Below are 12540 nucleotides of genomic sequence, written 5' to 3'. Positions count from 1 at the left end.
CTGATATTATACATCTATGAATAGAAATTAACATTCTATTCATATTTACTATCTGAAATCTCTATAAAATATTTTTATGAAAGATAAGACTTATTTTATATTTATAAGCGACGACTCTAAGTTTACAAGGCGATTTAGGCAAATCGTTAAAAATAACTCGATCTCAAAAGACTGGAGAACACTAGTATTTTCAAATATAAGTGATGATGCTGATTTCAGTATCAATAAACTCTTTCATTTCATTATCAAAGCAAATAAAGAGAAAATTGTACTTTTAATAGACTTTGAAACTAGCGCTAACTTAATGAAAGACATTCTAAAGATATTAGATAAGTATAGAGCCTCCCAAGCAATTATTAAATTAGCTATTTTTTCGGAAAGTCATGATCCATTCGAAATACAAGAAATCATTTCATATGGATGCCAAATTGTAGAATACAAAAAGCCAGATATGGAAGATCTCATAAATACAATACAACTCTTAAAATCACCCGAATACACAAATCTTCCAAAGTATGCGACTTCTAATGGAGAAGGCCACGTTCTTTGGGCTAACTTTATTGGTAAAATTAAATATATATCGCATGAGTCCATAAAAGCTGAAATGGGCCTAGATAAATTAGATCCATCAAAAGAGTGGATTAAAGCTTTTGTGCCGGACTTAACTACTACAAGCTATGCTATTACTAATAGTCAAAGTGATGAGAAGAAATTCAGATGGCTCGATGATATAAATACATTAAGATATTCTTATCGTGACAAGAGATTTATAAATAGTGATTACTTTAATGTTACAAAGGTAGAAGACAGAAGCTATGTCCTTGAAAGAAAAATTGTTAAAGATAATTTTAAAGAAGAATATAAAAAAATAGACTCTTCTAAGACTAGAGTATTAGTTTTTGACGAAGAAGTTCAATTGATGCAAAAAGATCATCAGAAAGAAGGCAGTCATTACGATATTTATAGCTATCCATATCTAATGAAATCTGCCCAAAACGCGAAAGAAATCTCTCCTCATATCATAGCAATCCAATGGGACAGATTAAAAGTTCTTGATGAAGATAATAATATTATGAAAGTTTCAAACTCTGAAATGTTGGAACTCTTGCAGTTTTATATTTCTAAGAATATTCAGAAAGAAACAATCATTATTCTATTTGGGTTAAACAATCAAAACGTTCCTAATATCTGCAAGAATCAACTAAATGTTCCATTTAATATGACTCCTGACTTCTTAGACAGTATCGTCAAAATATTCAATAAAAAAAACATTGTAAAAAGAACCCCAAAAGAAGGATTTCTATTAGCCCCAGAAGATTTAACTATTCTAAAAATACCTGACCAACTGACATTAGAAATTCCAATAATCATACATACCTTATCTGAGTATTCAATTAGCTTCTACTCCCCTATGGAAATCTCAGACAGAACTATAATAAAAATAAATAGCCCAGTTACTTACTACGTTCTAGTATTATCTAATCTGTCTGAGAAGAATATTTATACAGGCATAGTGATGGGTATAAAAGAAAGCGGAAAATCAAAACTTAGAATGGAAGTAAATAATCTTTTAAGAGTTCCATGCAATGCAGAAGAGTCAAAAGAAAGAGCTATTTTTATAAATCTTAATACTACTGAGTTTTTAAAAAGAGAGCGCAAAAAAATAAATAAAGACTCCAAATTACAAGATATTCTTAATGATAAGTAATAATACGTATCTATGAACGTACTCGCTTAAGGCTCTCTACACCTATTTCCTTAATCGAGTGAAGGATGGCCCAATAAACGCTTATACCAGAGTCTGGGCGTTTATTTTGCCCCATTCTATGAATCTGCATGGTATACCAAATGATTTCAAGAGGAAAAATACTATCTAAAATTTTAGAAGCACTTCTAAGCGGTTTTACCTCGCTTACAACATCCTCTCCATCAATTACTTGCTTACTAAACTCTGGATTTAAGCACAATGCTCTACCTATTCCTACAATATCAAGGTGACCTTCATTAATCGCCTCTCTTATAAAGCGAGCTGTTCTAAATCCCCCCGTAACCATTAATGGACACTTTATCACTTTCTTAATATCACTCGCATAGTCCAAAAAGTACGCCTCTCGTTTCTTTGTGCTTTCTTTAACGGACTTTCCAGTCATAACGGGTGCTTCATAAGAACCTCCAGAAATTTCGATTAGATCTATTCCTAATTCAGATAATTCTTGGGCAACCAGTACTGATTCAGCATGAGTAAAGCCTCCCTTAGAGAAGTCGGCCGAGTTTAATTTTATCCCAATTGGAAAGTCATCTCCTACGCTCTTTCTTATAGATTTATAGACTTCTTTTACAAATAGCATTCTATTTTCTAACGGACCTCCCCACTTATCACTTCTTTGATTATGTGCGGGGGATAGAAATTGGCTCACAAGATATCCATGGGCCCCATGAATTTGAACTCCATGAAAGCCACAATCTTTAACCGCCTTTGCAGCGAATCCAAACCTTTCTATAATATCTAAAATCTCATTCTCATCTAACGCTTTAGGTGTATTAAACATATTATCTAAAGGAGCAGGAAGTGCTATGGCAGATGGAGCAACAGGTGTCTTATTTAAGAACTTTGGAGACTGCTTCCCTGGATGATTTAATTGAACCCAAATTTGTGAGGCCGTTCCATCAGCAGAGCTTGACCATTTTCTTAGACTATCAAAGTTATCGAGCCCTTTTTCTATAGCAATATTATTGGCCTCACCAAGATGATTAGAATCAATCATAACATTCCCAGTGATACATAGACCAGTTCCACCTTTGGCCCATGTTCTATATGCATTATAGAAGCGCTCAGAGGCAAAGAGTTTTGGGTTTGCCATATTCTCACTCATCGCTGACTTTGCCATTCTATTTGGTAGTATTACTCCACAAGGTAGAGCTAACTCACTGCTAATTTTCATACATATCCCATTTCTATATTTTGTATAACTTAATTCATTTTTGGTCTTTGCTATTTCTTATGACTTTAGATTATAGTTTAAAAAACATTTCAAGGGAAAAAAATGAATATTATTGAAGCACTTAACTGGCGTTATGCAACAAAAGAATTTGATTCAACGAAGAAGGTATCTCAAAAGGATCTGGACACTATAAATGAAAGCCTACGATTAACGGCGAGCTCTTTTGGTGTACAACCGTGGAAATTTCTTGTGATAAGCAATCAGGAAGTAAAGAATTCTCTACTAGAGCATAGCTGGGGTCAAAAGCAAGTTGTTGACTGCTCTCATCATATTGTTATGTGTACTCCCCTAGACTATGTTGATCAAGATGTTGATGCTTTCATTGAATCCACTGCTCAAGCAAGATCTCAATCTGTTTCAGACCTAGAAGGTTATTCAAAAGTTGTTAAGAACTTTCTCTCGTATAAAAACCTAGAGCAGAAGCAACAATGGATGAAAGATCAAGTTTATATAGCACTTGGAAACCTACTTACAACATGTGCTCTTTTAAAAATTGATGCTTGTCCAATGGAAGGAATCATTAAAGAAAAATATGATGAAGTCCTAGGTCTTAAAGAAAAGGGACTCACAGCGATTGTTGCTTGCCCAATTGGCTATAGGGCTGACAGTGATAAGTATGCGACTGCCGCAAAAGTACGCTTTCCATTAGAAAAAATTATAGAACATATTTAAGCTAAAGATCTTCAGTGCTTTATCTCAAAGCACTGAAGTAATTATTCATAAATAGCTAAGAACTGATTATACTCTTTCCCATTCTTCTCTTTAGTATTTATCGTACAGACCGAAAAATTCAAATTTATGTCTTGCGCCCAAGACTTAAGTGTCTCATTAGAAAATCCAAAATGTTTTACCCCCATCTCTTTAGGCCTAGGGTGAAAGGAACCATCCTCTTCTTCTAAATCAACAATCGCTATTTTTCCACCCGCTTTTAACATTGCCGCTAGTTTTACGAGCATTTTCCCAGGTTCATCTAAGTGATGAAAGGTCATCGAGCTTATAATAAGATCAAATTTTTCCTCTAAGTTTTTCGTCTCTAAATCTAGCTCTAACGATTTAACAAATGGAAGCTCTTTAGTTTTTGAATCAAATACTTCTAGCATTCCCCTAGAGGTATCTACACCAGTAATACTGCTAGCGTAGTCTAAAAATTCGAGACAAAAAAGACCTGTTCCACAACCCACATCCAGTAAGTCAATCTTCTTAGAAAGCGAGAGCTTTTCAATAGTAGATTTTGCTAGAGTTTTCATTAAATCTTTTTTTTCTTGTGAGTCCCAATTATTGGCAGCTTGATTAAAGTGAGACATTACTTAACCACCAACAAAGAAATATATGGGACAATAAAGAATAGAATTAGGAATATTTTAAATAAACCTAAGTAGGAATAGATAATTATATCAAAGGTATCTTTAGAGATATTGAACATTTTCTTTTGAATATTAAAAATAAAAGAGTTCGCAAATATACACATTACCGCTGTCCATATATAAATGGTCATCGCAATAATTGAGGCCCATTTAAATAGCTCAACTAAAAGATCATAAGTCATAAATTCTCCTTCTTAGTTCCTAAGTTAGGAGAATTTTACACTTAATAAAAAGCTTCGTCACTATATGTTACTTATTAGAAAATCTCTTGCGAATCTTTTCTCCATCGAGTGTTAGACCATGCACTTCAACCCATTTAACTGATCCAAACATAGATACTTTTGAATGAAGTCTTGAAACTTCAACAAGCTCTCCTTCTACCATGGCCAAAGTCTGTATATCACAAGTTTGGTTAGCTCCAGGAGAGATACGAATTGATACTCTACTTTCATCAAGAACACCTCTTGATTTTAAATCTTCCATCGAAGGTGTACTAAAAACGATTTCATCACTACTGCTAGAAATTATTTCTGCCGTAAGTGGCTTTCTTATCATTTTCATTGATTCATTTAAAGACTTCCACTGGCCTTCATCTTCATCCATTTTCCACTCTGCAACAAGCTCACCAGAGAGTTCGCATCGAGAAGGCTCAAAGCTAACTTTATAATGAAGAATATTTTTTTCATTAATAGTTTTTGAAACTTTTAAAATGGTTTCTAATTCAGTTGCACACGCGAACTGGCCAACAAATAGGTATGCACTAAGCATAAAGATTAATTTTTTCATGAATTTAATCTAGCAGAATTTGCAATAAACAGAAGCTCTATAGAAAGAGTTACTACTAGTGACTATTTTTTAGACAGTCAGTACAAGTTAACATAAGTCTCTAAAATTACGGATTTTAGTTCAATCCATGCTTTTTCAAAATAGAATTTAGCTTGTTGCCAGATTTCTTTAACTGAGCATCAAGTCTACTAATAAGATCTGTAACATCAATTACTTTTGGACTCAATCCAATATAAAAAGGATTCTCTTTTCCACATAGTACTGGGTAGAGAGTTTGTTTAATGGAATATCTTGCAACCTTTTCTTCTTCTAGAAAGAAGTTAATTCTCTTTTTCTTTAATAGCCTATACAAGCGATCTAGACCATCATTGCCTTTAATTACTAAAGCTGAGTCGGTTTTATTTTTATTGTTCAAAAAGAAATCATCAAACTCTACTCCATAAGAATAGCCAGCAAGAACCCCTACTACATGATTAGGAATATCTTTAAATTGAATTTTCTTAACATTTGGATCGTCAGTAAACGCACAAGATCTATAGGTCATTGTTGGTTGATTAGTAAATACAAGTGACGGGGCTTCAGACTCGACAGCTGTTAACAGTCCATCAAGTTCGCCGCGATTGACTAAATTGATTGCTCTTTTCCAGGGTAAGATTCGAACCGCAATATCTACTCCAACTTCTTTAAAGACCACCTTTAAATACTCTACAGCAATACCTTGAGATGGCATTTTAGAACAGGTATAAGGACACCATTCAGTCGCAGCAAAATTTAATGTGAGCGCGTTTATCGAACTAGAAAGTAAAAATATAAAGACCAATTTTGACATATTCATATTCTAGCCTATTTTTGTCCCAGTTTATATCAAATTTAACTTAACTGCTTTATAAAGAGTAAGAGTCAACTATAATCTGTATTTGAAAGAGGGTTATTAAACTTGGTACTATATACTTATGAATGAATTTTTAAAGAATACTATACTAAAAAGCTGTGATGCCAAGAGTATCGTCAAAGAAGAAGAAATACAGTCTCTATGGAGTGGGTATGGAACTCTTACAAGAGTTACTACGGATAATTATTCAGTAATCCTTAAGCTAGTCACGCCTCCTAAACTTCACGATCATCCCAGAGGTTGGAACTCTAATCTCTCCCATAAAAGAAAACTTAATTCTTATGAAGTTGAAATTTATTGGTATAAGAATTATAACAAGAATATCGTCAATGCTTATTCCCCAAGGCTAATCGCTGCAGGAGAAATGGATGATTCACAATATCTAATTCTTGAAGACTTAGGAATGAGAGATTATCTTTCACTGCCATTTATCAATGAAGATCAAATCAAACTCTGCATAAATTGGTTGGCATCTTTTCATGCAACCTATCTTGATGTAGCTCCAAAGAACTTATGGAAAGTTGGAACTTACTGGCACCTTGAAACACGCCCTGAGGAACTAGAGGCACTTGAAGATAAAGAGCTAAAAGAAGCTGCAAGAAAGATTGATCATCTGCTTAATAATGCTCAATTTCAAACCTTCGTACATGGAGACGCTAAGCTCGCAAACTTTCTTTTCAAAGACACAGAAAGCTGTGCCGCTGTAGACTTCCAATATGTTGGTCGAGGCATTGGCATGAAAGATCTGGCCTATTTTTTAAGTAGTATATATTCAGAAGAGCAACTGATCGAACAAGAGAAGTGGTGCCTAGACTACTATTTCTTTTATCTACAAAGTGCTTTAGAAAAAACAGAAAAGAATATCGATTTCAAAGTATTAGAAAAACAATGGCGAGATTTATATCCAGTTGCCTGGTGTGATTTCATACGTTTTCTAAAAGGCTGGTCTCCAGGTCATTACAAAATTAACACTTACACAGAAAATATTACGAAGAAGGTTTTATCATGTATCTAGAGTCCCTAAAGTTGAGAGAATTATGTAATATTGCAAAGAGCGCCGCCCTAGAAGCAGGGAAAATTATTGCGAGCAATCATGGGCAAGAAGTTGAAGTAAATAACAAAGAAGGCGGAGAAAATATAGCATCTTGTGTCGTTACTGAAATTGACTTAAGAGCACAAAGAGCTATTTTAAATATCTTAACTCCAACATTAAAACCATTTGAGCTAGGTCTTCTAACAGAAGAGTCAGTTGATGATAACTCAAGATTTTCACATGACTACTTCTGGTGTATCGATCCACTAGATGGAACCCTTTGCTACTCAAAAGGAGAGGACGGCTATAGTGTTTCTATTGCTCTAATATCAAGAGAAGGCTCACCTGTAATTGGAGTAGTGTACAACCCTCGATCAAACACTCTCTATCATGCAATAAAAGGAGAAGGAGCTTTCAAAAATGATCTCCCCCTATCTGTAGAAAGAAATTCACAAACTTTAACATTACTCTACGATCAAAGTTACTTGAAGCATCCAGACTTCAATCAACAAATAGAGTCATTAAAAAAAGAGCTTCAAAAACTAGGACTTAATGAATTAAAAATATTCCACCTCGGAGGTGCTGTCATGAATGGTATAAGTACCATTGATCTCGCCCCGGCCATTTACTTCAAATTCCCTAAAGAGAGTTTAGGCGGTGGTAGCCTTTGGGACTTTGCTGCCAGCTCAATCATTCAATCAGAGGCAGGTGGCTTTAATAGTAATTATCATAAAGAAGCGCTAGATCTCAACAGAAAGGATTCGACCTTTATGAATCATGAAGGAGTTATTTATTGTAGTACTAAAGAGCTTCTTCTAATAATTCCTTAATAAATCAAACACTAAGTATAGCAGTTCAAAAGAGTTCCTCAAAAACTCTCCTGTACTTCTACCATTTTTGAGGAACTCTCTTGATATTTTTAACCGAATACCCTAACTTTTCCACCCGAGCTACTACTTGTTGCAATTGTGTGTCACTAATATTCCAATCCTTAAACATAATCCACACCCATTTTTGACTAGGAACACCAACCACTGTCCATGAGTAATCAAAAGCTAAATCTATAACTAAGTAATCAAATTTTAATGGCCAAAAGGGACTTACTTTCCAGTAAGCGTTAGTTTTATTATTTTCTATCCATCCTTTTTGGGGAATGGATTTTATTTCACCATCAAAAGCCCCTTTTCTCATGGAAAAATTAATATCAACTCTATTTTCTAACTCATTCCAAACGTATGACTCAACTGCATTATGAGCACCATCTTCAAACATTGTTAATCTACCAGCAATCACATACCACTTAGTCAAAAATCTATCTAAATCTATGTGTTCTACAGTCTTTGTATAATTACCTTTAGTAGAACAGCTAAAACTGCAAATACATAAGACAGAAAGTATAATTTGCTTCATATTATGTCTCCGATAGAACTATTTTAGCACTAAAGAAGCTTTCCATTTATATAATTAATTATTTGTACAATCTATATATAACCTTCCCGAAGGTTACTTCTTAAACCAACAAGATGGTCTAAGGTCAATATTCTCCTCAAGAGGATAAGGCGCTAGGGCACCGGCTAGAAAAGTATCTAATCGACACTGTATTGAAGGATAACCATTGTATAATGTCTCAGATACAACATCCAAGGAGGGTGTATCATAAGAGAATACTTGGTCTTGGTGTAGAAATGTAAAAACAGCAGCTAGTTCTTGTGCTGCCTTGGCAATCTCGTAACACATTCTCCTCTGCTTTTCTCGTACAAGACCATCAAAACATTTTTGCGCAGCAGTTGGATGAAGTCCATCAACTTCATTATCTATGGAATATGTGTCTAAATATTTCTTCATACAATTTGAAGCTGCAAAGAAGTCTGACTGACCCTCAGCACTCATATTCCTACTCTCAGCAATAGAATGGTATGGACTTCCTCCAAGGACATGCCCTACTTCGTGACACACGGTCAGTGCCAAAGCTCTTTCTGTCATAAAAGGAATTCGAGCAAATCCACCCCAAAAATTTATAGTGAAAGCTTCATCAGTTTCAAATGCCCAAGCTGACATATAGGGAACCTTCCAGTCAACAACACCTAATTGAAGATTTCGATCAAAGTCATTGCGTATATACAAAACATAAATTTTATTAATTATTTCGTAGAAGGATTTTTCAGTAATTGTCGAACCTAAGTTTTCATCTACTTCGATGGCCCAACTATTTCGTTGTTTTTCTTTAAGTTGCTGAAAGGCCTTTGTATCAGCAAGTACATAGCTTTGAAAAAAGAATAATATTAAAACAAGTACTTTCATTTTAATTCAGTCCTATGGCTTTGCTCTGCACCTAATTTGAAATAGTATTCATATATGAGCATTGATGGTATGCCTCCAAACTACCAAGGACTTTATTCATTAACTATTTTAAAAATTCCACTTGAATAATTTACACTCGCCCCGAATGGTAATAAATACAGGAGCTTACATTAAAACTCCTATATAAATTTGGTATAAGCGAAACAAGCTCACTCACAACTTCGGTTTTGCCTACTCTTTTGATATAGTCCATAAAAAGGATTAGTTTTGAATAGATTAAAAGATATTAACTGGAATCATCTCTACGGTTTTCATGAAGTGGCCAAGGCCCAATCACTTAAACAAGCAGCAATTTCACTAAAGCTTGCACCTTCAACTCTGAGTGAGCAGTTAAAGAAATTAGAAGCAAGGTTTGCAAAGAAGCTCTTCAACCGTAGTTCAAAAGGGCTTACTCTTACTACTGAAGGACAAGCACTTTTTGAACACTCCAAGATTATTTTCGAAGAAGGAAGTCGAGTTCTTGAAAAATTTTCTGATGATGATATTGGAGGATATTCTGTTAATATTGGAATTGAAGAAACCATTTCATATGACCTCTCAATTGAACTCGCTTCTCAGTATTGGGATAACTACGCCCCTTTTGGAACTGTAAATACACTAAGGCAAGCTGAGCACGATGTTCTAATTGATAATTTACTACAAGACAATATTGACTGGGGAATATCCCACAGAAAGCCTAAGAGGAAATCTTTGAACTATGCTGAGGTTGGGTCTTTTGAAGTAGTATTCTGTTGTTCAACTAAGCTCTATAAGAAATTTAAGAATAAAAAAGATCTACTCATTAATATTCCTTTTGCTGAGAGTTCTTGGGACAAGAGTTTAAATAAGGCTATTTATCAACACTTAAGAAAGAACGATATTATTCCAAAAGAGAGAATCTATAGTGATCACCCTGACTTTATAAAGAACTTATGTCTTAGAGGTCGCTGTGCAATGTTTCTTGCAAAGAATCCTCTAAAAAAATATCCCGGCCTAAAAACTTTTGATCTAGACATACCTTTAACAATTTCTCTTTATGCAATTTGGAAAAAACGTGATGAAAACCTCATCTCAATAAAGAAGCTACAAGAGCTTATTCAGTCAAAACTTTCTCAGCTTCCAGAGAGATATGAGGACGTAGAGTTACAAATAGAGATTTCAAATATTGATGACGATCTCTTAACATAGGGGCATATATTCGGTTTTACCTAATAAGAGAAATCAATCACCGAATTCTGTAAAAACTCTGTTAGTATTTATTTAACGATAACGTAACTATGGAGAATCCCATCAGAAAATTTTATAAAATTTGCTTAAGCTTTAACGACATTAAACTTTTATTCAAAAAGAAAGTCGACAGTTATGGTAACTACGACAAACCAACTACTTTTGTTAGAAAAAGTCTTCAAAACTCTGAAGAGTGCCTATCAGTTCTATAGCTTAAGACCAAAGAAAGACTAAATCCTCCTGAAGGTTTATGGTCCTTTTAGAAATTATCGAAAGTATTATATCTAAAAGGGCCTATATTGGATCTGCAAAAAAGAAAATTCAAGATTATCCTTCTTCATTTTCCCAACCAATTTTTTCAAGAAACTCATCATAAGTCCCATCAAAGAATTCGGCGCGATTCTTATGAAAGATAATCAATTTATTAACAGAAGATCGCAGTAATAATTCCGAGTGAGTCACTAATACAACAGCTCCAGGAAAATTAACGATCTCTTCACTTAGGGTTTCAATTGACTCCATATCGAGATGATTCGTCGGTTCATCCAATAGGAGAAGATTAGATTTTCTTGCGAGAATCTTTCCTAACATGACTCTACTTTTTTCACCACCAGACAGGACTGAGACTTTCTTCTTTGCAAGATCATCGGTAAACATCATAGTTCCACAAATCTTTCTCACCTGACCAATACTTAGATCATGATTACTCTGCGAGATCTCAGTTATGATAGTATTACCTTCATCTAAGCGTTCGATATTAGTTTGACCAAAGTGTCCCATTGAAAGTGAAGGATGACTTTTAATAGCTCCAGTATTAGGAGTTAACTCTCCTGCTATTACATTTAAAAGAGTAGACTTACCCTTTCCGTTTTTACCTATAATCCCTATACGGTCATGACGTCCAATATTAAGAGAGAGATTTTCAAAGAGGCAGTCTTCTTGCTTCGAAGAATATGAAAAACTTAAATTGTCCGCTTCAAGAACAACTTTTCCAGGGCATTCCTTATAGTGAAAAGTAAAGCCCAAATTATTTTCTGAATCGAGCTTTTCAATGGTTCCCATTTTCTCAATTTGTTTCGCTCTTGATTGCGCCTGTGTTGCTTTAGAAGCTTTTGCACCAAACCTATCTACAAAACCTTGCAGCTCCTTTTTCTTCTTCTCTTGGTTGAGTCTAGTCTGCTCATACATTTCGTCAGCGATAGATAATTGCTCATAAAATTTAGTGGTATTTCCTTTGTACTTACTCAGTCTCTTTCTGCTAAGCCCTGCTGTATGAGTTGTTACAGAGTCCATAAAGTCTCTATCATGTGTAATGAGAAGAACCTCACCTTTGAAAGATGTAAGAAAGCCTCTTAGCCACCTTAAAGAGACTATATCTAAGTAGTTAGTCGGCTCATCTAGTAGTAAGAGATTTGGATTTTGTACAAGTGCCTTTGTTAGGTTAATTCTTACTTGGTAACCCCCAGAGAAACTAGCAGGATCCTTTTCAAGATCTTCTTCACTAAAGCCTAAACCAAATAATATTCTCTCGGCCTTCCACCAGTCATATTGCTCTTCTTCGGATAGAACTTGGCAACACTCCTCTAGAACTGTTGGCTTTGTAAAATGAATATGCTGATCAAGTGCTCCTATTTTATAACCCTTAGGAATAATCACTTCACCTGAATCAAGCTCAATCTCTCCTAAGATAATTTTAAATAATGTCGATTTTCCCGCACCATTTCGACCAACGAAGCCAATTCGTTCTCGCTTGCCTACTAGTAGATTTAGCTCCTCAAAGAGAACTTGGAGACCAAAATGCTTAGAAATATCATTCAATTGAATCATTATTTATCCATGTAAAAATTTTCAATACAATGCCACAGATTAGATATTAAGTCTTAGATAGTTTGAAAT

General features: G+C 34.6%; 13 protein-coding genes. 5 read left to right on the top strand and 8 right to left on the bottom strand.

What is annotated here, in order from left to right:
* The first annotated feature begins 76 nt into the window (after positions 1-76).
* Entirely contained in the window at positions 77-1708 is a 1632-nt protein-coding gene (locus DPQ89_RS09980) for a hypothetical protein (protein ID WP_127716793.1), read from the top strand.
* Positions 1709-1718: 10 nt separating this feature from the next.
* Here DPQ89_RS09980 and DPQ89_RS09975 read toward each other — a convergent pair whose 3' ends face one another.
* Entirely contained in the window at positions 1719-2942 is a 1224-nt protein-coding gene (locus DPQ89_RS09975) for an NADH:flavin oxidoreductase/NADH oxidase family protein (RefSeq protein ID WP_127716792.1), read from the bottom strand.
* Positions 2943-3044: 102 nt separating this feature from the next.
* Between DPQ89_RS09975 and DPQ89_RS09970 the strand changes: the two genes are divergently transcribed.
* Positions 3045-3674, top strand: coding sequence for an NAD(P)H-dependent oxidoreductase (locus DPQ89_RS09970; RefSeq protein ID WP_127716791.1), 630 nt, complete (start codon positions 3045-3047; stop codon positions 3672-3674).
* Positions 3675-3715: 41 nt separating this feature from the next.
* Here DPQ89_RS09970 and DPQ89_RS09965 read toward each other — a convergent pair whose 3' ends face one another.
* From DPQ89_RS09965 to DPQ89_RS09950, 4 genes are all read right to left on the bottom strand, one after another.
* On the bottom strand, positions 3716-4306 hold the full coding sequence (locus DPQ89_RS09965; RefSeq protein WP_127716790.1) for a class I SAM-dependent methyltransferase: 591 nt from the start codon (positions 4304-4306) through the stop codon (positions 3716-3718).
* On the bottom strand, positions 4306-4548 hold the full coding sequence (locus DPQ89_RS09960) for a DUF6868 family protein (RefSeq protein ID WP_127716789.1): 243 nt from the start codon (positions 4546-4548) through the stop codon (positions 4306-4308). The genes DPQ89_RS09965 and DPQ89_RS09960 overlap by 1 nt, the downstream gene beginning before the upstream one ends.
* Positions 4549-4615: 67 nt before the next feature.
* Positions 4616-5152, bottom strand: coding sequence for a hypothetical protein (locus DPQ89_RS09955; RefSeq protein WP_127716788.1), 537 nt, complete (start codon positions 5150-5152; stop codon positions 4616-4618).
* Between the two features lie 115 nt (positions 5153-5267).
* Positions 5268-5981, bottom strand: a complete 714-nt coding sequence (locus DPQ89_RS09950; RefSeq protein ID WP_164848345.1) for an ABC transporter substrate-binding protein — start codon at positions 5979-5981, stop codon at positions 5268-5270.
* Positions 5982-6105: 124 nt separating this feature from the next.
* Between DPQ89_RS09950 and DPQ89_RS09945 the strand changes: the two genes are divergently transcribed.
* Both DPQ89_RS09945 and DPQ89_RS09940 read left to right on the top strand, forming a co-directional pair.
* Positions 6106-7059: an aminoglycoside phosphotransferase family protein gene (locus tag DPQ89_RS09945; protein WP_127716786.1), complete on the top strand. Its 954-nt coding sequence runs from the start codon at positions 6106-6108 to the stop codon at positions 7057-7059.
* Positions 7050-7907 (top strand): 3'(2'),5'-bisphosphate nucleotidase CysQ, encoded by an 858-nt coding sequence (locus DPQ89_RS09940; RefSeq protein WP_127716785.1) that lies wholly within the window; start codon positions 7050-7052, stop codon positions 7905-7907. Before DPQ89_RS09945 ends, DPQ89_RS09940 begins: the two co-directional genes overlap by 10 nt.
* Positions 7908-7965: 58 nt before the next feature.
* Here the strand turns inward: DPQ89_RS09940 and DPQ89_RS09935 are convergent, their stop codons facing one another.
* Entirely contained in the window at positions 7966-8487 is a 522-nt protein-coding gene (locus tag DPQ89_RS09935; protein WP_127716784.1) for a lipocalin family protein, read from the bottom strand.
* 93 nt (positions 8488-8580) lie between these two features.
* Positions 8581-9378: a hypothetical protein gene (locus DPQ89_RS09930; protein WP_127716783.1), complete on the bottom strand. Its 798-nt coding sequence runs from the start codon at positions 9376-9378 to the stop codon at positions 8581-8583.
* A gap of 267 nt (positions 9379-9645) precedes the next feature.
* Between DPQ89_RS09930 and DPQ89_RS09925 the strand changes: the two genes are divergently transcribed.
* Positions 9646-10605: a LysR family transcriptional regulator gene (locus DPQ89_RS09925; RefSeq protein ID WP_127716782.1), complete on the top strand. Its 960-nt coding sequence runs from the start codon at positions 9646-9648 to the stop codon at positions 10603-10605.
* A gap of 366 nt (positions 10606-10971) precedes the next feature.
* Here DPQ89_RS09925 and DPQ89_RS09920 read toward each other — a convergent pair whose 3' ends face one another.
* Positions 10972-12471, bottom strand: coding sequence for an ABC-F family ATP-binding cassette domain-containing protein (locus DPQ89_RS09920; RefSeq protein ID WP_127716781.1), 1500 nt, complete (start codon positions 12469-12471; stop codon positions 10972-10974).
* Positions 12472-12540 lie beyond the last annotated feature (69 nt).

Origin of the sequence: Halobacteriovorax sp. HLS, assembly GCF_004006665.1 — a bacterium.
In the GTDB taxonomy this organism is placed as follows: domain Bacteria; phylum Bdellovibrionota; class Bacteriovoracia; order Bacteriovoracales; family Bacteriovoracaceae; genus Halobacteriovorax.
The sequence above is the reverse complement of the archived record's forward strand: the minus strand, read 5'-3'. Positions and strand labels throughout refer to the sequence as shown.